Source organism: Streptomyces sp. NPDC001315 (assembly GCF_042896175.1).
Classification (GTDB): domain Bacteria; phylum Actinomycetota; class Actinomycetes; order Streptomycetales; family Streptomycetaceae; genus Streptomyces.
In genome coordinates, this window is sequence record NZ_JBIAWZ010000019.1 from 21,026 (window position 1) to 41,584 (window position 20,559).

Sequence of the window (20,559 nt, forward strand, 5' to 3'; positions counted from 1 at the left end):
CACTACCCGCCCGAGGGCAGATCGGTGCGCGGGGCTGCGCCCAGATGTACGCCCACCCGCTTTACCAGCAGTGTCATCTCGTAGGCGACCTGGCCGACGTCCGAGTCGGCGTCCGCGAGTACGGCGAGGCAGCTGCCGTCGCCGGCGGCCGTCACGAACAGGAAGGCGTCGTCGAGTTCGACGACCGTCTGGCGGACGTTGCCCGCTTCGAAGTGGCGGCCCACGCCCTTGGCGAGGCTGTGGAATCCCGAGGCGACGGCTGCGAGGTGCTCGCCGTCCTCCCGGCTCAGGTCGTTGGAAACCCCGGTGGCCAGGCCGTCGCCGGAGAGCACGACGGCCTTGCGGATGCTTGCGACGCGGTCCACCAGGTCGTCGAGGAGCCAGTTCAGCTCGCCCTTGCTGTCCGCGGTGTGGCCGGTCGGCTTCGGTGCGGTCATCGACCGTCCCCCTTTGTCGTTCCTTGTGGTGCTGTGCCGCTGTGGGCGCCGTCGCCCGCGGCGTTCTCCTCACGGCCGCGTTGCCAGCCGCGCTGGAGCGAGGCCATGCGGCTGCGTACCTCGTCGGCGTCGCGCTCCGCGAGCTCCGTACTTTCCTCGGCCCGCCGCACGGGCCCCTGCTTCAACTGTGGAGCAAGGCTGGCCTGCCGCACGCGGCGGGGCAGCGGACCCGTGCCGGAGCCTGCCTCGTGAGGCGGGCTGCCGAGGGGCCGAGCCGTGTCGTCCGTACCACTCGGCGGGACCGCGGGACCCCGGGTGCGCCTGGGAAGTGCCGGGGCTTCCGGCGACTCGTCCGGGCCCTGGGCCTGAGGTGGTGCGGTGGAATCGGTGGGCTCGGCGGGGTGGTCGGCCACGCCGGTGCCCCGGCGCAGCGGCGTCGTTGCACCCCTGCGGCGGGTCGGCAGGGGTGCCGGGCCATCCGTGTCGGAGCGGCGCGGACCGGGGAGCGCGGAGGGCTCCTCGTCCGTCTCCTCGCGCCGGGAGCGCTGCTCGCTGACCGGCCGGCCGTGGGAGCTGACCAGCTTGGGCGTGCTGCGGCGGGGCAGTGGGACAGGAGCGCTCAGGTGCTCGGCGGGGTCGGTACGGTCCCCTGCGCCATGTGGGCCCGGAAGCTGGTGGTGTCGCTCGTCGCCGTGTCCGCCCGCCCGGTCCTCCATGGGGGCGACCGAACGGCGCGGGCGGAACAGTCCGCCGCGTTCGCTGTCCTCGCTGTCGAGCACGCCCGGGAAGTCGTCGAGGGCGTCGAGGTCGACGGGGGCCTCCAGTTCGACCGGCCCGTCCAGGAGCGAGGCAGGCAGGCCGGGAAGCTGCACGGGCGTGTGGGAGAGCGCGGTCCGTCGGCTCTCGCCAGGCGCCCCCTCCTTCGGCGGCTGGGGCCGGTCGAGGCGGAAGCCGATGCCGTTGGTGTCCGGGACGTCGTCCGTCAGCAGGACGTCGGGGATGAACACGACGGCCGTGGTGCCGCCGTAGGGGGACGGCTGCAGGGAGACCCGGACGTTCTGCCGCTGGGCGAGCCGGCTGACGACGAACAGTCCGAGCCGGTCGGTGTCGGACAGCGCGAACTCCGGCGTCTCGGCGAGCCGGAGGTTGGCGTCCAGCAGCGCCTCGGCGGCCATGCCGAGACCACGGTCGTGGATCTCCAGCGTGAAGCCGTTGGCGACCCGTTCGCCCAGAACCTGGACGGCGGTGTGCGGCGGCGAGAAGACCGTGGCGTTCTCGAGGAGTTCGGCGACGAGGTGGGTGAGGTCGGCGACCGCTGGGCCGGTGATGGCGGTGCGGGGCAACCGGCGGACCTCGATGCGTTCGTAGTCCTCGACCTCGGCAACGGCGGCGCGCACGATGTCCATGAGCTGGATGGGCTTGCGCCACTGCCGCGAGGGGGCTGCTCCGGACAGGATCACCAGGCCCTCGGCGTGCCGCCGCATGCGGGTCGTGAGGTGGTCGAGACGGAACAGGTCGGCGAGTTCCTCGGTGTCGTCGGTCCGGCGCTCCATGGTGTCGAGCAGGGTGAGCTGCTTGTGGAGGAGCACCTGGCTGCGACGGGCGAGGTTGACGAAGACCTCGGAGACCCCGGCGCGCAGCTCGGACTGTTTGACGGCGGCCTCGACAGCGGCCCGTTGCAGGGTGTTGAGCGCCTGGCCGACCTCGCCGATCTCGTTCCTGTCGTACTCCAGGCGCGGTACCTCGGTCTCCACGTCGACCTGTTCACCTGCAGACAGCCGGCGCATCACGCTGGGCAGGCGCACACCGGACGCCTCGTGGGCCTCCAGACGCAGTTGACGCAGGTCGCGGATGAGCCTGCGGCCGACGCGTACGGACAGGAAGAGCGAGAGCAGCAGGGCGATCAGGCCGAAAACACCGACGACGGCCGCCTGGACGATGACGCCGACCGCGACCGGGCGGACCCGGTCCTGGTAGCGGTCGTTCGCCTGGTCGTCGAGGGTGCCGAGCTCGTCGAGCACGTTACCCGCCGCGGTGTCCCAGTTCTTGGCGGTGACGCCGCTGGGCATGCTGTCCGCCGTGGCGGCGATGACGGACTGCTCGGCCGTCCGCAGCGAGGCGGTGGTGGCGTTCTTCCAGAAGCGCTCGTAGCGGTCTCGCTCCGCGGTGGGCAGCTGCGCGAGGCTGATGTCGTACACGGCGTCCCGCTGTGCAGCGAGGTCGGAGACTTCGCGGATCTCGTCGCGCGTGACCCGGCCGACCACCAGGGCGGAGCCGAGCAGGGCGTCTTCCTGGGAGAGCAGTTCCCGGGCGCGCGCGACGTTGACCAGCGCCCGGTACTGCTTGTCCATGTTCACGCTGTCGACCACGTCCAGGGTGGCCAGCAGGGCATAGCAGGGGTCGATCAGACGGTTGTAGAGGTCGAGGGTCTGGGCGCGGGTGACGGTGCCTTCCTCGACGCTGCGGCGGAGGGAGTCGATGCCGTCGAAGGCGTCCAGGACGGCGGTGACGGCCTCGGTGTCGTCCTCGTCCAGGACGTCGCGGACGTCGGCGTTCCCGGCGTTGCCGCGGATCTCGGCGATGGCTCCGTCCGTCGCGGTCCGGGTTCGCTGGAGCGCGGAGAGGGCGTCGGAGGCGCGGGGGTCGGCGAGGTAGACGAGGGTCTGGCGGCGTTCCTGCTGGACGACGCGGACCAAGTCCTCGATGGGGTAGCCGATGTTCTCCACCACCGACGACACGTTGAACAGGCGGTTCGCCTCACGACCCGTGAGCACCGTGGCGAAGCCCCAGACAGCGGTCAGGGACACCAGCGGCACGAGAAGCAGCGCCACGATCTTCCGGCGGATCGACTTCCCGCGAAAGCGCATGGCCTCCCCCAGCTCGACCCCCACGTGGAAGGGGGTACAGACGTGCGTCAACAAACGGCGCGAGCCTACTACCGACCCACAGGTAACTCGAAGAGCCGTCCGGAAGCTGAACCTCCGTACTGGCGACGAGACATGGTCAGTTGTCCGGTCATTGCGGGAGATTGCCTCCACGAAACCGACGGTCGCTCAGGAATCGGATCCGACCGGCAAGGAACGCCAGTTGGCCAGAATTTTTCGTTCGTTGGGAATCTTCGGGAGGCTTCGTTCGTCTTTCTCTATGGGAATTGGGGGCGGAATCGGCCACAGGAGCCGTATCCCGCACCCGGGCGGCGTAAAACAGCGCAAGCCGGGCAGCCACTGGGGAGTCGGGGTCTTCGGACCGGGGCGAGGGGTCTTCCGGCGGTGGGGAGTGACACGGTGATGGGCACGGCGGAGCGGCACGAGACGTCTGACGACGGCGCGGTGGCGCACAGGGTGGCGCAGCGGCGCCCCGAGGCACCGGATCGCGACATTCCGGGGGACGGCCACAGGTCGGCGGGCCGACGCGGCGTTCCGGCAGGCGTGAGTGCGGGCCCGGCCGCGCACGAGGGCGCGGCACGAGCAGGCGCGCCCGACGTGCCGAACTCACCCGGCTCAGCACGAGACTCGACGCAATACTTGATACAAGACGGGGCGCAGTACCGGACGTTGTGGGTCGAGGAGCCCGCCCGGCGACGCCGGATGCCCGACCCGGTGCGCACCGCGGCCGTGCGTGCGGTGATCATCATCGCCGTGACGCTGATACAGGCGATGGTGGCGTTCCTGTGCACCATGGCCGGGTCCTGGCTGGCGTTCCCGATGGTGCTCAGCAGCGTGACCAGCACCGTGGTCGCCACGTGGGCCGTTCTCGACGTGTGGGTGACGCGTCAGGTCTGGAACCAGCGCAACGGCGTCGTGTCGGCCCCGAGCAGCACTGCCCGGTCACTGCGACGCGAGCGCCGCCGGGCTCGGCGGCAGGCACGGGCCACCGAGCGGGCGAACAAGCGAATACGCCGGGCCGGCGGCACGGGTCGGCTGTCCCACCCCTGACGAGGCAATGTCGGACACCTGATCAGGCGAGCCGGACCGACGGGACGGGGCGGGGCGCGCTGCTGAAGGAGGACGCGGAACGGCTACGCGGGCCGTTTGAACATCCGTGTCGCCGTGATCTCGCTGTGCACCGATTCACCGTCCCCGGCCGGGGCCTGCTGAGGCAGCCCCGGCCGGAGGTGTTCCTCCACGCTGATGTACTTCAGGCCCGCTCGCAGGTCGGCGTCGTTGCGTAGTCGGATGACCAGCGGGAACTCCGCCAGCGCCGTCGTGTCGAACAGGCCGGTGGTGTAGAGGAGCTGGACGCCTAGCGCGTCGGACACCGCCCGCTGGAGCTCCAGCAGATAGGTGGCGTTGGCGCGCCCGATGGGATTGTCGAGGAACAGCGTGCCCGCGTGCCGGTGCTTGTCGCGGCCCCGATCGTTGGAGCGCAGGGCGGCCATCGTGCAGTACAGGGCGATGGCCGCGGTGAGCAGCTGGCCGCCGGAGAACACGTCGCCCATCTGACCGACAGGCACGCGCTCGGCGCGCAGTACGGCGTCGGGCTTGAGGATCTCGACGGCGACGCCCTTGGGCTGGAGGGCCGCGCCGACCCCTCGCAGCAGCAGGGACATGCCGTCACGGCGCAGGTCGGAGTTCTTCTTCACGGCGGCCCGGGTCGCCTCGTCGATGACCTCGCCGAGCCGTTCGGCGAGCGTGGCCTGGTCGGGCTCCTCGAAGCGGATGCGCAGGAACTCCTGCCCGGACCACTCGCCGAGCCCCTCGGGCAGGCGGGACAGCCGCTGGGCGGACCGCAGGGTGGCGAGGGCGGACTCCACAAGTCCCCTCAACCGGTCCACGATCGAGTCCCTGTTCCGCTCCAGCTGCGCCAACTCGTCGGTGAGGACGCGCAGTCGGGGCGCGAACGCGTCCGCCCACTTGTGGGCGTGCTCGGGCAGCGCGGACGCGGGCAGCTCGCGGATCTGCTGCCGAGCGGGGGTGCGTACCTGCTCGTAGCGTGTGGAGTTGGCGTGCCGGACGAGGATGTCGCTCGCCTCGCGTACGGAGGCCTCCGCGGCGGACAGGTCGGCGGCGCAGCCGCGCAGCGAACGGCGGGACTCGGCGGCCGACTGCCGCGCCTCCTCCAGACTCCCGGGGTACGGCTCGTTCTCCTCCTGCTCCTCCTCGGCTGCGTGCTCCCGCAGCAGGTCGCGGAGCATCGCGGCGGTCTCCTCGAAACCACCGACGGCGTCCTCGGCGGCCCGGTGCCCGTCCAGGAGTTCGGCGTGCGCCTCGCGGGCCTGGGCCAAAGCGTCCGTACGGGAGGCGAGTTCCGTGGTGGCGGTACGCCGCAGGGCCTGCGCGTGCTCGGCGTCGCGCGGCTGGAGCTCCTCGGGCAACTCGGTGTGCGCCTCGCCGTCCTCTGGGGCGTGCCGCTCGGCCTCGCCGCGCAGCCGCCCGAGCTGCTCGCTCGCCTGCGACATCCGGGTCTCCAGGAGCTGCACCAGCTCCTCGGCGCGCGCGGCGGCGGCCTGCCGGGACGGCCCGTCGGAGCCGTCCGGCGACTGGAGCAGCTGCTCCGCGCGCGTGCGGACCTTGTTGCTCAGCCGGTCCAGCTCGGCCCGGGCCGCGCTCTCGTCGCTCTCCGCACGGGCCTGCTCCGCCCGCAGGTCGGCGCCGACGCCGACCTTCTCGTAGAGCTGGGAGGCGGCCCGGTAGGCCTCGCGGAGGGCGGGCAGGGACGCCTTGGAAGCGTCCGCGTCGTCCTTCGGTACGTCGTCGGGGGCGCCGGCGATCTCGGCGCGCTCGGCGCGCAGCGCCCGGCCCGTGCGGCGGGCGTCGTCGGCCGCGCGCTGGGCGGCGCGGCGGTCCTCGTCGGCGGCGCGGGCGCGCTCCAGGCAGGTTTGGGCGCGGGCCTCCGACTCGGTGGCCTCGTCGGCGAGTTCGCGCAGCTTGACCTGCCAGCCGGCGCGCTCGCGCAGCCGGAAGGCGAGCCCGGCGAGGGCGTCGGCGGCCCGCCGCGCCTTCTGCGCGGCCTCCTGCCGCTCGTCCCGCACCTGCGCCGCCTCGGCGGCGGCCTCCTCTGCCTCGGACCGCACGGTCCGCGCCTCGGCCAGCTCGGCCCCGGACTCCTCGGCGAACGCGCGGGCGTCCTGGGCGGCCTGCTCGAGTTCCGCGAGCCGTCCCGCGGGGCAGCCGGTGCGCCATGAGGCCAGCCGGGCGGCCAGCTCCCGGTCCTTGCCGAGCCGTGCGGCGAGTGTGCGGATCTCCTCGTCGCGCTCCGTCGCCCGCGCGCGCAGCGCCTGCCGCTCCTCGTCGGCGGCGTGCTCGTCGTGCATGGCCGGGTTCGGCGGTACGAGGAACACGTCGCCGTCTGCCGAGTCCGCGGCCGGGGTGGGGGCGAGCAGGGCGGCCGCGGTACCCACTGCCACGGCAGAACGCGGCAGCAGGGCGGCGTTGCCGAGCGCTTCCCGGGCCCGGGTGTGCGAGTCCGGGTCGGTGATGATCACGCCGTCGACCAGTTCGGGGCGGGCGGCCAGCACGCGAGCGTGGTCGGCGGGGTCGACGGCCTGGGCGAGGTAGCGCCAGCCGGGCAGCGCGGGGATGCCGTGCTCCCCGAGGAACTCCACGGTGGCCAGCACGTCCGGGCCGGGCGGCAGCAGTCCCCCGTCGCCGAGCGCACCGAGGATGCGGGCGTCGTCGGCGGCAGCGGTCCGCAGTTCGAAGAGCTGCCGTTCGGCCGAGGAGACGGCGTCGTCGAGGAGTTCGCGCAGTTCGTCGGCGAAACGGTCGAGTTCCGCGAGGGTGAAGGCCCCCTCGGGCGCGTCCGTGTCGGTGCCGGGCCGGGGCTGCGGGATCCCCGGACGCGCGGCGTCGGCGGTCAGACTCAACAGGTCCGCCAGCCGTTCCTCGCCCGCCAGCGCCTCGGCGATACGGCGTTCGGCGTCGTACGACCGCTCGGACGCCGTCGCCGCGTCCGCCGCGCGGGCCGCGGTCAGTTCCGCGCGGGACTCGGCGGAGGCCGCCTCGCGCGCGTGCTCGGTGGCCCGCCGCGAAGCCTCACGCGCGGTGTCCCAGGCCGCGACGGCGGTCTTCTCGGCATCGCTGGCGGCGAGCGCCGCACGCGCGGGGTCGGCGTCGGGCGCGCTGTCGTCCAGCCAGCCCGCTCGCACCGCCTCCGCGGTCTCCTGCTCGACCTCGGTGAGACGCTGACGCAGGTGTCCGACCTCGCTGCGGGCGCGCTGCGCCTCGGTTGCGGCGGACGTGGAGTCCCGGTAGGCGGAGTCGCTCACCTCCTGGAGCGCGGCGGACCGCTCCTCCTCCTCGTTGGCGAGGGTCTCGGCGCCCTCCGCGGCCGCATGCAGGGCCCGTACCAGGTCGACGGCGGCCTTGGCGCGGGCGGCGAGCGCGGGTGCGGCGTCCCGCTCGGCCTCCTGGATCGCGGCGGACACCCGGGCGACTCGGTCGGCGGCCGCGCGGTGGCGCAGTACGGCCTCGGCGGCCTGCCAGGCGGAGTGCAGGGTGCGCGCCTCGGCGAGCTCGCGCTTCTGCGCGGCGGCGGACTTCTCGGCCGCGGCGAGCGCCAACGACGCGTGCCGGTAGGCGAGTTCTGCGGCGACGAGGGCGCTGCGCTCGCGCGCGCCCTCGGAGTGGGTGACCGCGTAGGCGGCGGCCGTGACCCGCTGGGCGAGATCGGTGGCACGCGCGCGTTCCCGCACGGCTCGCGCGGCCAGCCTGCGCGCCAGCGTGCGGGTACGGCGCTCGGCCGCCGTGTGGATGTCACGCGCGCGAGCACGCGTCTCGGCGGCATCGACGATCCGGCCGAGCAGGTCGACCGACCCGGCGGTGAAGTCCCGTTCGGCGATCAGCTCGGCGCGCCGCCCCAGCTTGTTGCCGAAGCCGCTGACGAGGTCGGCGAGCCCGTCGGTGTCGCGCGTGTCCGTGACGGCGCGCAGCAGCAGGTCGGTGAAGTCGGAGTCCTTCTTGACCGCGAACAGCCCGGCGGCTTCGCCCTCGTCGGCGTTCATCTCCCGCTGGTAGCGGAAGAGTTCGGGGTCGAGACCGAGGTCGCCGAGGTGCTCGATCCAGCGGTCGTGGATCTCCTCCCAGTGCACCTCCAGATGCGGATACGCCTTGCCGGCCTCGGTGATGGCGTCCCGGAAGCCCTTCATGGTGCGTCGGCGGCCCTGCGCGCCGGACTGCCCCTCGACGGATGGTCGTACGGAGGTGGCCTCGGCGACCGGCAGGTTGTCCAGGCTCAGGCCGGGGCCGGGCCGGAAGGAGTACCAGGCCTCGGCGAACTTCCGTGGGTCATTGGAGACCTGACGCCCGCGCCACTCGCTCACCTTTCCGACGACGACGCACTCGCCGGTCAGCACGTGCTGCCACTCCAGCGCCACGTGGCCGCAGTCGTCGGCCAGCAGGAACTTGCGCAGCACACCGGAGCTGGCGCCGCCGAGCGTGTTGCGGTGGCCCGGCAGCATCACGGAGAAGATCAGCTTGAGCAGGACCGACTTGCCGCCGCCGTTCTCCAGGAAGAGCACGCCCGCGGGGGCGGGCCGGCGTGGCGGGCCGACGGGCTCCTCCTCGAAGAACTCCGCCTGGGTGGGCGCGGGGTCGGGCACGGGTTCGCCCACGCCCCGCAGGTCAAGCACAGTGTCGGCGTACCGCGCACCGGCGGGTCCGATGGAGTAGAGACGGACCCGGGACAGCTCGTACATGGCGGACTCTCGTAAGTCTTCGGCAGATCGGGGGGCGGAAGCTTCAGGCGCTTCGGTGACTTCAGACGCTTCAGGAGTGGAACGGGAGCCCGGCGTCGGCCACCAGGTCCAGGTCGTCGGTGTCCTCGGCGGGCAGCAGCGTCGGCGTACCGTCGGTGACCGGAACGACGCCCAGTTCGAGGAGCTCAGCCATGGCGGCGCCGCCGGCCATGTCACGCACCTGGAGCTGGTAGCGAGCCGTCGTGCGGTACGTGCCGCCGTTGTCGTCGCCGGTGCGCTGGAGGAAACCGGAGTCGGTGAGGAAGGCGACGGCCTTGCCGACGATGCCGGTCGTCGACCCCGCCAGCCGACGAGCGTCCTTGGTGGCGCCGGTCGCGCTGCGTCTGGCCCAGATCCGCCAGGCGGCCTCGAGCCCGGGCGCGTCGGTGGCGGGGTCGGTGTTCTCGCCCTGGTCGTCGGCGCGCTCCTCCAGCCGGCGACAGGCCTGGCGGACGAAGGCGTCGACTCCGTTCACACTGACCCGGCCGATGTACCCGTCGTCGGCGAGGTCCTCCGGCCGCGGGAACGCCATCGCGGCGACGGCGAGATGGGCCAGCCCGTGCAGGAAGCGGTCCCCGGAGTCGGCGGAGGTCCGACGCGCGTAGTCGCCCATGCGAACGGCGAACACCGAGTCCTCGGCCGCGGTCACGGCCATCCCCGCGCGGGGGGACACCTCCAGCACCACGAGCCCGAGGCCGGCGGCCACGGCGTCGGCGAGGCGCGCGAACGGCGGATCCTCCCGGTACCTCCGCAGCAGCTCCGCGTACTCCTGGTCACGCGCGGGCTGCAGCTTGGGCTGCAACCCGAAGGCGACGAGCCGCGCCGCGTCGGCGGCGTCGGCGGGGGTGACGGCGGCGGTCGCCGGAGCGGGTCCGGTGTCCGGCTCACTCCACTCGACGTGCTCGCTCACGACTGGAACTCCTTGGACTTGAAAACGAGGGTGGGGGCGACGCCGCCAGGGGCGCGGGACTGTGCCATGGGCGGCTCCGCCACGTGGGCGCGACCGGCCGCGGACGGCGCGCAGCCGAGGTACGACATCACGCGGCCTCCTTCCGGTCCGCCGCCATCCCCGCCGAATCCAGCAGAGCCGTGCCCACGATCAGATCGGCTCCGCCGAACTCCGGGTCGTCCAGCTCCGTCCCGTCGTCCACGGCGAACAGCAGCTTCTCCTCGCCCTGGCGGTAGGCCGTGCCCACCGGCGGGCTGGCCGCGTGAACGGCCAACAGCGCCACCAGATAGGGCAGTTCGGTGTCACGCCGCCGCGCTTCCGCGAGCAGACCCGACAGCCGCCGCGGCGCGTCCGCCGGCAGATCGAGCAGCTCCATCGCCGCCGCCAACTGCTCCTCGCTGAACCGGCTGTCGTCCGGCGTGGCGATGAGGTCGGGCTCGGGCATCTCCGCCCCGAGATGCTCCCGCTCCATCGGCGGCGTCAGCAGTATGTCGACGAGGTCCCCGACCCGGACCGAGACCGGTGTACGCAGCCCGGTGCCGCGAGAGAAGAACGCGTCGGTGACCCTGACCGCCTGCTCCCACGGCAAGGGCAGAACCGGCGCGACCAGGTGCCCGTACAGGTCGATGCCCGAGGTGGTCATGGGCGTGGCGAAGGCCTGCCGGTCCTGCTCCGCGCGGAACAGCGGCCCCGCCTCCAACAGTCGCGACTGCAACTGCGTGTGGCGCCGGATGCAGTCCTTCACGATGTCGACGAGCTCGGCGGCACGCCGCTTCTGCTCGGGGTCCTCGGACTCGTCGCGGGCTTTGCGGATGTTCGTGAGGATCGCGTTCTCGTGGCGGTAGCGGTCGGCCACGTGGTCGAGGGCTTCGGCGATCATGTCGGGCACAGCGTTGAGCCAGTCCACTGCCCGTACGTTGCGCCGGGTCGCGTCCAGCGCCCTGCGCAGGGTCTCCGAGTACTGCACGGTCCGGTAGCGGGCCTGCTCGGCAGCGAGCTGGGCGTCGGCGAGGCGGCCGCGGCTGATGAGCACCTCCAGCTTGACCTCGGCGGCGATCTGCGCGCTCGTGACGTCTGTGTCGAGGGCGCCGACCAGGACGTTCACGGCTTCGTCCGTCGTCCGCAGGTAGACGCTGCCGCCGGGGCCGGGCACCTCCTCGATCAGCTTGAAGTCGTAGTCGCGGCGCACATAGCTGCCGTCCGTGGTGAACGTGCCGTACATGGCCCGGAAGCCGCGGTCGACGCTGCCGACGTTGATCAGGTTCTCCAGGACCCAGCGGGCCACACGCTCGTGCTCGGCGACGGGGCGCTGCGGGGCCTGCGCGGCGATGCGCGGGAGGAGCCTGGCCACTATCTGGTCGTGGTCGGCGCCCGTGTCGAAGTCCATGTTCAGGGTGACCAGGTCGATCGCGGCGAGGGCGATCTCCGCCATGCCGTACACCGAGTACTCACCCGCGAGGTTGGCCTTGCGCGCGTCGAGGTCGTGGATCGGCGCGGTGCAGGCGAGCGCGCGCAGCCGCCGCGCCAGCCCCTCGTCGGCAGCCGGGCCCGGTGCGGGGCGCGGCGCCGCGCTGAGCTGGGGCGGAACACTGTCCGTCGATGCAGGCGAAGTCACGGTGCACAGACTAGGTCCTCGGTCTGACAACGACCCAAACGGCGCAGATGGACCCCGGCGTCACGATTGTCACACCGATACGACGGCGGCGTGCCGCCCGGACTACTCTCCCTCCCCGACCCGGCGCCGGTAGACCTCGACAACCCGCTCCAGTGAGTCCGCGAGGTAGACCTCGAGCAGCTTTTCGGCCTCGTCCTTGTCCCGGGCCTGCAGGGCCTGGAGGATCTGGCGGTTGCGGGCGAGGTAGGGCTCGTGCAGCCGCCGTGGGTCGTCCACGACGTGGAAGGCCAGCCGTAGCTCCGCGAAGACGCTGCGCATCAGCTCGTCGGTGCGCTCGCTGCCGGCCAGGGCGACGAGTTCCCGGTGGAAGTGGATGTTGGCCGTACCCGCCCCTTTCCAGTCATTCTCGACGGCCGCCGTCTGTCCTGCCGTGACCGCGGCGGCCAGTCCCTCCAGCGCGTACGGCGGCTCGCCCAGGCCTCGAACGACGGCACACTCGACGAGGGCACGGGTGCGGTAGATGTCCTCGACGTCGTCGACGGTCAGGACCCGTACGAAGACTCCGCGGTTGAGCTCGTGGACGAGAAGGCGTTCGTGGGTGAGCAGCCTGAACGCCTCGCGCAGCGTGTTGCGGGAGACCCCGAGCGCCCCGCCGATGCTGTCCTCCGACAGACGGGTCCCCGGCGGGAAATAGCCCTCGGCGATACGGCTTCTGAGGATGTCGGAGACCCGTTCGGCGGTGCTGGTGCGCCCAAGGAGCGCGCGGTCGTCGGCCAGTCCCGTCAGCTGCTCTGCCATGCCCGGAATTCAATCGCAGATACGAGGACGAAACAACACGAGTATTGAAGGATCGTTGAACGATCCTCTACGGTGCTACGCACGGCACCGCCCCCGTCCCCACAGCGGCGCCCCTGCTCCCGCACGGCACGGCTCAGTCTCAGCACCCTTCGTCATCCCTCTGCGAGGTGCCCATGAGCACGACCCCTCCACCCCAGGCCCTGACCACTGACGCACGTCCCGCCACAGGTGAACGTTCCACGGACGAAGGCGCGTTGGCCTGGCTGCACGCTCTCGGCCCGCGCGGCCGCCGCGCCTTCGCCGGCGCGTTCGGCGGCTATGCCCTGGACTCCTACGACTACTTCACCCTCCCGCTGAGCATGGTCGCGCTGGCTGCCCACTTCGGCCTGGACAGCGGTCAGACCGGCCTGTTCACCACCGTCACCCTCGTCGTCTCGGCGGTGGGCGGCGCTCTCGCGGGCGTCTTCGCGGACCGGGTCGGCAGGGTCAAGGCGCTGCTGATCACGGTGATCACGTATGCCGTGTTCACGGTCGCCTGCGGCTTCGCGCCCAACTACGAGACGCTGCTGGTCTTCCGGGCCCTGCAGGGCCTCGGTTTCGGCGGCGAGTGGGCCGTCGGCGCCATCCTGGTCGCCGAGTACGCGAGCGCGAAGCACCGCGGCCGCACGCTGGGCGCGATCCAGAGTGCGTGGGCCGTCGGCTGGGCCCTGGCCGCGGTCGTGTACACGCTGGTCTTCTCCTTCGTCGACGACGGCCTCGCCTGGCGCGTGATGTTCTGGACCGGCGCCCTGCCCGCACTGCTCGTGGTGTGGGTTCGTCGCCGGGTGCAGGACGCCCCCGAGGCGGCCGCGGCACGCGAGAAGAACCCGCAGACAGGGTCGTTCGCCGCGATCTTCAAGCGGGGGACGGCCGGGGCACCGCGCCTGCTGCGGACGACGGTCTTCGCGGGCCTGCTCTCCACCGGCGTGCAGGGCGGCTACTACACCCTCGCCACCTGGGTGCCGACGTACCTGAAGTCGGAGCGCGGCCTGTCGGTCGTCGGCACCGGCGGCTACCTGACCTTCCTGATCTCGGGCGCCTTCACCGGCTATCTCACCGGCGGCTACCTCACCGACCGGCTGGGTCGCCGGCGAAACATCTGGCTCTTCGCCCTTCTGTCGGCGGTCTGCGTCCTGGCGTACGCGAACATCCCGGACGGCGCCAACACCCTGCTCCTGGTCCTTGGATTCCCGCTCGGCTTCTGCATGTCGGCGATCTTCAGCGGCTTCGGGTCGTACCTGAGCGAGCTGTATCCGACGGCCGTGCGGGGCACCGGACAGGGCTTCACATACAACACCGGCCGCGCCGTGGGCGCCGTCTTCCCGACCACGGTCGGCTTCCTGGCCGACAGCTGGGGTGTGGGCGGCGCGCTGGTCTTCGGCGCGATCGGCTACGGCCTCGCGGCACTCGCGCTGCTGGGGCTGCCGGAGACGCGCGGGAAGGAACTGGAGTGAACCGTACGGAGGATCGCCCCCTGGCCCTCTCGAAGGATCGTCCCCTGATTCCCGCGGAGGATCGTCCCCTGATCCTCGTCGACGAGCACGCGCACGCGTGGAGCCCCAAAACCGCCCGGGCCCGCTTCCGCAAGGGCCTGTCCGGTGCGACGGCCGGGGTCGCGGCCGGCCACACCCAGGTCAACCTGATCTCGGTGCCCGCCGACTGGGCCTACGACATGCTGCTGTTCTGCCAGCGCAATGCGAAGCCCTGCCCCGTCCTGGACGTCACGGACGCCGGCTCGTGGACCACCGTCCTCGCGGACGGCGCCGACCTGCGCACCGACCTGCCGCGCTACCGGGTGTGGCGGGACGGCGAGTTGGTGGACGAACCGACGGACGTACGCGCGCACTGGCGCCACGACCTGGTGTCGTTCCTCATCGGCTGCAGTTTCACCTTCGAGTGGGCACTGGCCGGGGCGGGTGTCCCGGTCCGCCACATCGAGCAGGGTCGCAACGTCCCGATGTATGTGACGAGCCGCCAGTGCCGCCCGGCGGGGCGGCTGCACGGCCCCCTGGTGGTGTCCATGCGTCCGGTGCCGCCCGAGCACCTGGCGGCCGCGATCCGGGAGAGCAGTCTGCTCCCAGCCGTGCACGGCAGCCCCGTCCACTGCGGTGATCCCTCGGGGCTCGGCATCGACGACCTCGGCCGCCCAGACTTCGGGGACCCGGTGGAAGCGGAGCCGGACGACATCCCGGTGTTCTGGGCCTGCGGGGTGACTCCGCAGGCGGCCGTGATGGCCTCGCGGCCGCCGTTCGCCATCACCCACGCCCCGGGACAGATGTTCCTCACCGACGCCCGCGACGAGCAGTACCGCGTTGCCTGACCAGGAGACACGAAGGATCCATGACCTCCATCGATTTGAACGCCGACCTCGGCGAGGGCTTCGGCCGCTGGCGGCTGACCGATGACGAACAACTGCTGTCCGTCGTCACCAGCGCCAATGTGGCGTGCGGCTTCCACGCCGGGGACGCGGTCACCATGCGCCGGGTGTGCGAGCTGGCGGCCGAGCGCGGCGTGACGATCGGCGCCCAGGTCTCCTACCGGGACCTGGCCGGGTTCGGGCGGCGCGCGATGGACGTGCCGCCCGCCGAGCTGGCGGCCGAAGTGGCGTACCAGATCGGCGCCCTGGAGGTCTTCGCGCGTGCGGCAGGCGCACGCGTGGCGTACGTCAAGCCGCACGGCGCGCTCTACAACCGCGTCGTGCATGACGAGAAGCAGGCCGGCGCGGTCGTCGACGGCGTGCTCCTCGCCGATGCCACGCTGCCGGTTCTCGGCCTGCCCGGCTCACGTCTGCTGGACCTGGCCGGGAAGGCGGGACTGCCGGCCGTCACGGAGGCGTTCGCGGACCGCGCGTACACCGAGGAGGGCACGCTCGTGCCGCGCGGCCAGGACGACGCCGTGGTCACCGACCCGGAAGCCGTCGTGGAGCGCTCGCTCGGTCTCGCCCGCTTCGGGGCAGTCACCGCTCGCTCCGGGGCGCGTATCGAGGTACGCGCGCGTTCCCTGTGCCTGCACGGCGACACGCCCGGCGCGGTGCAGCTGGCCCGGCGGGTCCGCCGGCGCCTGCAGGAGTCGGGCGTCCGGGTGGAGGCCTTCGTATGAGGGTGCTGCCCGTCGGTGACGACGCCCTGCTCGTGGAGGTCTCCTCGGGAGAGGAGGCCCAGGCCCTGCATGCGGAGCTGCTGCGCCGCCGCGCGGAGGGCCTGCTCATCGTCCGCGAGATCGTTCCGGCGGCCCGTACGGTCCTCCTCGACGGCGTCGACTCCCCGGACCGTCTGTCATCCGAACTGACCTCCGCCAAGGTGCCGTCCGCCGCCCCGAGCGCTCAGGACGTCGTCGACATTCCGGTGCGCTACGACGGCCCCGACCTCGCCGACGTCGCCTCCCACTGGGGCGTCCGTGCACCGGAGGTGGCCCGTATCCACGCGGCCACCGAGTTCCGCGTCGCCTTCTGCGGCTTCGCCCCCGGCTTCGGGTATCTCACCGGCCTGCCCCGCCGCTACGACGTCGCGCGCCGGGCCACCCCGCGCACGGTGGTCCCGGCCGGTGCGGTGGCGCTGGCGGGCCCGTACACGGGCGTGTACCCGCGCTCGTCGCCCGGCGGCTGGCAGCTGATCGGCAGCACGGACACGGTGCTGTGGGACCACACGCGCGTGCCGGCCGCGTTGCTGTCGCCCGGCACGCGTGTCCGCTTCGTAGCGGTGGGGGGCACATGACGGACCGTGCGCTCGCCGTCGTACGGGCCGGGGCGCTGACGACCGTGCAGGACCGGGGGCGTCCCGGGCACGCCCACCTCGGCGTGCCCCACTCCGGGGCACTCGACCGGCCCGCGGCGGCGCTCGTCAACCGGCTGGTCGGCAATCCGCCGGAGGCGGCCGTCCTGGAGACCACCCTCAACGGCTGCGGACTGCGTCCTCGTTCAACGATCACCGTGGCGATCGGGGGCGCGCCCTGCCCGGTCACGGTGGACGGACGGCCGGTCGCCTGGGGGGCGCCCGTACGCATACCCGCCGGGGCGCTCCTCGACGTGGGAACGGCCATGGCCGGCGTACGCAGCTACGTTGCCGTGTCCGGCGGCATCGCCGTCGAGCCGGTCCTCGGCAGCCGTTCCACGGACCTGCTGTCGGGTCTCGGCCCACCGCCGCTCACGGACGGCTCGGTACTGCCCCTCGGACCGGTCGTCGGCCCGCACACGCGCGTGGACACCGCCCCGCAGCCGAGGCCGCCGACGGAACTGGTGCTGCGTGTGACGCTCGGCCCGCGCCACGACTGGTTCACACCGGAGGCCGTACGAGCCTTCACGTCGCGCGCCTACCGGGTCTCCCCCGCGAGCAACCGCATCGGCCTGCGCACGGAGGGCCCCGCGCTGGAGCGGGCCCGCCCCGGCGAACTCCCCAGCGAGGGCATGGTCCTGGGCGCGGTCCAGGTCCCCCCGGACGGCCGCCCGGTGGTCTTCCTGGCCGACCACCCGACCACCGGGGGCTACCCGGTGATCGGCGTCGTCCGTGCCGCCGACGTCCCGTCAGCCGCGCAAGCCCTGCCGGGAACCCCGGTTCGCTTCGTGACCGTACGCCGTCGCTGAGCCGAGCCGCCGGCGGGCCGGCCCGGTCACAGGGCGCCGAGCCGTCCCGTCCGGACCGGGCCTCGCCGAGCGGTGCCGTTCGCACGCCACCGGCACCCTGCCACCGGAGCATCGGCAGTCGGGCACTGCCGATGGCATGCCGCTGAAGCAGTGACACACCGCCCGAACCCGGCCCCCGGGCCCAGGCGAGGGGCACCGGCGAAGCCCGCCACAACCCGCTCGGCGCGGGCCACCCCAGCAGTCCTACGGAACGTCCAGTCCTACGGGACATCCACCTGCTCCGGCGCCGACAGCGCGGCAAGTGCCGTGGAGACCGCTGCGGAGGCCCGCAGGTCGAGCCGGGCGCTCGTGCCCCGGGCCCGGTGGCGCATCTCGTCGGCTGCGAGGGTGAGCAGCTGAGGCAGGAGGTCGGTGCACCGCCGGGCCACCCAGCCGGTACCCGCGGTGGCCATCCACCACAGGCTCGCCGACTTGGTCGGCGCGGGGAACTCGGGCTCCGGCGAGGGCGCCGCCCCCGTCGCGATGCCCGCCTCCGCCAGCAGCGCGTGGAAGCGCACGGCCAACTGCCGGTGCCCCCGCTCGCCGGGATGCAGCCGGTCCGCGCTCCACATGGCGCGGTCGGTGAGCCACGCGCCCTCGGACGCGTGCAGGTGCACCGCCCCGTACCGCTCCGACAGCGCGTGCACCACGGAGTTGACCGCCCGTTGCCGCCGGGCGAGCGGCCGTGCCAGGGCTCCGGGGAGTCCGAGCATCGCCCCGGGGTCGGGCAGGCACGCCGTGAGCAGGACCGCGCCCTGTTCGGTGAAGGCCGCATACACCTTGTCGAGCCGCGCGGCGACGGCGTGGATGTCGAAGGTGCAGCGCAGGGTGTCGTTGACGCCGATGACGACGGAGACCACGTCCGGGCTCAGCGCGAGCCCGTCCTGTGTCTGCCGTGCCAGCACGTCACGCGTCTGCGCCCCGCTGACCGCGAGGTTGGTGAACGCCACGGGCCCGGCGGCGAGGCCCTCGGCGAGCAGTGCGGCCCAGCCACGCCACTCCTCCCCCACGGGGTCGCCCACCCCCTGGGTGAGCGAGTCCCCGAGTGCCACGAACCGGACGGATCTCATGACGGGCCCTCCGGCACGACGGGACGCACCCGTACCGTCGGTACCGGCGCGTCGTGCGCGGCCAGGAACGCCTCGACCGCGGCACTCCATCCGAAACACTCCGCACGCGCGCGTGCCGTTCCCCGCCGCTGCGCCTCGGATCGTGCGAGGAGCATCTCCACCGCGTCCGCGAAGGCGTCGCCATGATCGGCCGCGGTGGCGCCGGCCGGCCCGATCACCTCGGGCAGCGCGGACGAGGCGCTCGCCACGACCGGCGTGCCGCACGCCATCGCCTCGAGCGCGGCGAGCCCGAACGTCTCGGCAGGTCCGGGCGCCAGACACACGTCGGCGGACGCCTGGAGCGCGCCCAGGGCAGAGCGGTCGGCGACGTGCCCGAGGAAGGTGACCGGCAGTCCTCGCTCCCGCGCCCGCTGTTCGAGGCGGGACCGAAGGGGCCCGTCGCCCGCCACCACCAGCACCGCCCGCCGGCCTCGCCGCAGCAGCGCGTCCAGGGCGTCCAGCGCCGTGCCGGGCCGTTTCTCCACGGACAGCCGGGAGCACATCACCAGCAACGTCTCGTCCACGCGTGCGTGCCGGTCCCGCAACCCCGGGTCGCGCAGCGCGGGGTGCCGCTCCACCAGATCGACGCCCAGCGGGGCCCGTACGACGTTGCGGGCCCCGATCCGTACGAACTCCCGCTCGGCGAACTCGGTGGTGCACACCACGCGCGCGTAGGTGTGCGCCGTACGGACGTTGAGGGCGTCGGCAGCGCGACGAGCCGCCCCTTCCGGCAGTCCCCAGGTCCGCAGCACGCCGTCGGCGGTCTCGTGGGAGACCATCACGGCGGGGACCCGGGCGCGCCGGGCCCACCTGCCGGTCCACCGCAGGGTCGTACGGTCGGAGACCTCCAGCCGGTCGGGCCCGAGCTCCTCGAGGAGCCGGGCCACGCGCCCCTTGTCCGTGAGCACGCGGTAGCCGCCGGTGCCGGGCAGCAGCGGCCCGGGCAGGGTGATCACACGGCCCTGCTCGGTCTCGTGGTCGGTGTGCCGCTCGCCGGGGACGATCAGAACGGGCTCGTGTCCCGCGGCCTTGAAGCCCCTGCCCAGCTCGCGCAGCGCGGTGCGCAGTCCTCCGGAGGCGGGGGCGACGAAGTTGGCGAGCCTCACGATGCGCAACGCACTCATGCCGCCACCACCGGCTTCCGCTTCCGCGCCGCGAGGACGTCCGCGTAGTGCCCGATGAGGCGGTCGCCGACGGCCGCCCAGGTGCGCCCCTCGACCATGGCACGTCCGGCTGCCCCGTAGGCGTCGCGCAGGGCGGGAGCGGCGGCCAGGGACCACACCGCGTCCCGTACGGCGATGGTGTCGCGCGGCGGCACCAGGAACCCGGTGCGGCCGTGGGCCACGAGGTCCAGCGGACCGCCGGCGGCGGGCGCGACGACCGGCACGCCGCTCGCCATGGCCTCCTGGACGGTCTGGCAGAAGGTCTCGAAGGGGCCGGTGTGCACGAAGACGTCCAGTGAGGCGAAGATCCGGGCGAGGTCGTGGCCGGTGCGCGGGCCCAGGAAGACCGCGCCGGGCAGCGCGTCGGTGAGACTCGGCCGGCTGGGCCCGTCACCGACCACCACGACCCGCACGCCTTCCAGGCCACAGGCACCGGCCAGGAGTTCGACCTGCTTCTCGGGCGCGAGCCGCCCGACGTAGCCGACGATCAGCTCGCCGTTCGGGGCGAGTTCGCGGCGCAGTGCCTCGTCGCGGTGCTCGGGGCGGAAGCGGACGGTGTCCACACCGCGCGGCCACAGCTGCACCCTGGGCACGCCGTGGGCCTCCAGGTCGTGCAGGGCCGCGCTGGACGGGGCGAGGGTGAGGTCGGCGGCGGCGTGGACGGAGCGTATGCGCCGCCAGGCCGCGGCCTCGCCCGCGCCCATGTACGTACGGGCGTATCCGGCGAGATCGGTCTGGTAGACGGCCACGGCCGGGAGGCCGAGCCGGGCGGCTGCCGCCATGCCGCGGACGCCGAGGACGAAGGGGCTGGCCAGGTGGACGATGTCGGCGCGGTGTTCGGTGATGGCCGCGGCGACGCGTCGGCTGGGGAGGGCGACGCGGACCTGGTGGTAGCCGGGGAGCGGAAGGGAGGGGACTCGGACGACGGGGCACGGCGCGAGGGCGTCGGGCCCGTTGCCGGCCGCGGTGGCCGGGGCGACGACGAGGGGAGCGTGACCGCGATCGACGAGGTGCCGGGCGGTCTGGAGCGCGCAGTGGGCCACGCCGTTCACATCGGGGGGAAAGGATTCGGTCACGATGACGACACGCATACGGGTGTTGTCGCCGTACTGGACGTGGTCGCGTCAACGTGGATCTTTCCGGACGAGGAACGTCCC

At 73.0% G+C, this 20,559-nt stretch carries 16 protein-coding genes; 6 read left to right on the forward strand and 10 right to left on the reverse strand.

Going from position 1 to position 20,559, the window contains the following annotated elements:
- Nucleotides 1-2 precede the first annotated feature (2 nt).
- Together ACFY16_RS34065 and ACFY16_RS34070 are read right to left on the reverse strand one after the other, a co-directional pair.
- Nucleotides 3-437: a roadblock/LC7 domain-containing protein gene (locus ACFY16_RS34065; RefSeq protein WP_390651092.1), complete on the reverse strand. Its 435-nt coding sequence runs from the start codon at nucleotides 435-437 to the stop codon at nucleotides 3-5.
- On the reverse strand, nucleotides 434-3,304 hold the full coding sequence (locus ACFY16_RS34070) for a nitrate- and nitrite sensing domain-containing protein (protein ID WP_390651184.1): 2,871 nt from the start codon (nucleotides 3,302-3,304) through the stop codon (nucleotides 434-436). Before ACFY16_RS34070 ends, ACFY16_RS34065 begins: the two co-directional genes overlap by 4 nt.
- A 420-nt stretch (nucleotides 3,305-3,724) precedes the next feature.
- Here ACFY16_RS34070 and ACFY16_RS34075 point away from each other — a divergent pair, with 420 nt between their 5' ends.
- A complete protein-coding gene (locus tag ACFY16_RS34075) occupies nucleotides 3,725-4,372 on the forward strand; it encodes a hypothetical protein (protein WP_390651185.1) in 648 nt (215 codons plus the stop codon).
- An 83-nt stretch (nucleotides 4,373-4,455) separates the two neighbouring features.
- Here ACFY16_RS34075 and ACFY16_RS34080 read toward each other — a convergent pair whose 3' ends face one another.
- From ACFY16_RS34080 to ACFY16_RS34100, 5 genes are all read right to left on the reverse strand, one after another.
- Nucleotides 4,456-9,072 (reverse strand): hypothetical protein, encoded by a 4,617-nt coding sequence (locus ACFY16_RS34080; protein ID WP_390651093.1) that lies wholly within the window; start codon nucleotides 9,070-9,072, stop codon nucleotides 4,456-4,458.
- Between the two features lie 70 nt (nucleotides 9,073-9,142).
- A complete protein-coding gene (locus ACFY16_RS34085; protein ID WP_390651094.1) occupies nucleotides 9,143-10,021 on the reverse strand; it encodes a hypothetical protein in 879 nt (292 codons plus the stop codon).
- The gene (locus ACFY16_RS34090) at nucleotides 10,018-10,149 is read right to left on the reverse strand and encodes a hypothetical protein (RefSeq protein ID WP_390651095.1); all 132 of its coding nucleotides are present in this window, start codon (nucleotides 10,147-10,149) and stop codon (nucleotides 10,018-10,020) included. The genes ACFY16_RS34085 and ACFY16_RS34090 overlap by 4 nt, the downstream gene beginning before the upstream one ends.
- Nucleotides 10,149-11,675, reverse strand: a complete 1,527-nt coding sequence (locus tag ACFY16_RS34095) for a hypothetical protein (protein WP_390651096.1) — start codon at nucleotides 11,673-11,675, stop codon at nucleotides 10,149-10,151. The genes ACFY16_RS34090 and ACFY16_RS34095 overlap by 1 nt, the downstream gene beginning before the upstream one ends.
- A gap of 102 nt (nucleotides 11,676-11,777) precedes the next feature.
- The gene (locus tag ACFY16_RS34100; RefSeq protein WP_390651097.1) at nucleotides 11,778-12,473 is read right to left on the reverse strand and encodes a GntR family transcriptional regulator; all 696 of its coding nucleotides are present in this window, start codon (nucleotides 12,471-12,473) and stop codon (nucleotides 11,778-11,780) included.
- Between the two features lie 173 nt (nucleotides 12,474-12,646).
- Between ACFY16_RS34100 and ACFY16_RS34105 the strand changes: the two genes are divergently transcribed.
- The 5 genes from ACFY16_RS34105 to ACFY16_RS34125 are packed head-to-tail and all read left to right on the forward strand — an operon-like array spanning nucleotide 12,647 to nucleotide 17,091.
- On the forward strand, nucleotides 12,647-13,966 hold the full coding sequence (locus ACFY16_RS34105) for an MFS transporter (protein WP_390651098.1): 1,320 nt from the start codon (nucleotides 12,647-12,649) through the stop codon (nucleotides 13,964-13,966).
- A 44-nt stretch (nucleotides 13,967-14,010) separates the two neighbouring features.
- Complete coding sequence (locus tag ACFY16_RS34110; RefSeq protein ID WP_390651186.1) at nucleotides 14,011-14,832, forward strand: putative hydro-lyase; 822 nt, start codon at nucleotides 14,011-14,013, stop codon at nucleotides 14,830-14,832.
- 20 nt (nucleotides 14,833-14,852) lie between these two features.
- On the forward strand, nucleotides 14,853-15,611 hold the full coding sequence (locus ACFY16_RS34115; protein WP_390651099.1) for a LamB/YcsF family protein: 759 nt from the start codon (nucleotides 14,853-14,855) through the stop codon (nucleotides 15,609-15,611).
- On the forward strand, nucleotides 15,608-16,225 hold the full coding sequence (locus ACFY16_RS34120; protein WP_390651100.1) for an allophanate hydrolase subunit 1: 618 nt from the start codon (nucleotides 15,608-15,610) through the stop codon (nucleotides 16,223-16,225). The genes ACFY16_RS34115 and ACFY16_RS34120 overlap by 4 nt, the downstream gene beginning before the upstream one ends.
- Nucleotides 16,222-17,091: a biotin-dependent carboxyltransferase family protein gene (locus ACFY16_RS34125; protein ID WP_390651101.1), complete on the forward strand. Its 870-nt coding sequence runs from the start codon at nucleotides 16,222-16,224 to the stop codon at nucleotides 17,089-17,091. The genes ACFY16_RS34120 and ACFY16_RS34125 overlap by 4 nt, the downstream gene beginning before the upstream one ends.
- A 260-nt stretch (nucleotides 17,092-17,351) precedes the next feature.
- Here ACFY16_RS34125 and ACFY16_RS34130 read toward each other — a convergent pair whose 3' ends face one another.
- The 3 genes from ACFY16_RS34130 to ACFY16_RS34140 are packed head-to-tail and all read right to left on the reverse strand — an operon-like array spanning nucleotide 17,352 to nucleotide 20,493.
- Nucleotides 17,352-18,200, reverse strand: coding sequence for an SGNH/GDSL hydrolase family protein (locus ACFY16_RS34130; RefSeq protein ID WP_390651102.1), 849 nt, complete (start codon nucleotides 18,198-18,200; stop codon nucleotides 17,352-17,354).
- A complete protein-coding gene (locus tag ACFY16_RS34135) occupies nucleotides 18,197-19,363 on the reverse strand; it encodes a glycosyltransferase (RefSeq protein ID WP_390651103.1) in 1,167 nt (388 codons plus the stop codon). Before ACFY16_RS34135 ends, ACFY16_RS34130 begins: the two co-directional genes overlap by 4 nt.
- A complete protein-coding gene (locus tag ACFY16_RS34140; protein WP_390651104.1) occupies nucleotides 19,360-20,493 on the reverse strand; it encodes a glycosyltransferase family 4 protein in 1,134 nt (377 codons plus the stop codon). Before ACFY16_RS34140 ends, ACFY16_RS34135 begins: the two co-directional genes overlap by 4 nt.
- Nucleotides 20,494-20,559 lie beyond the last annotated feature (66 nt).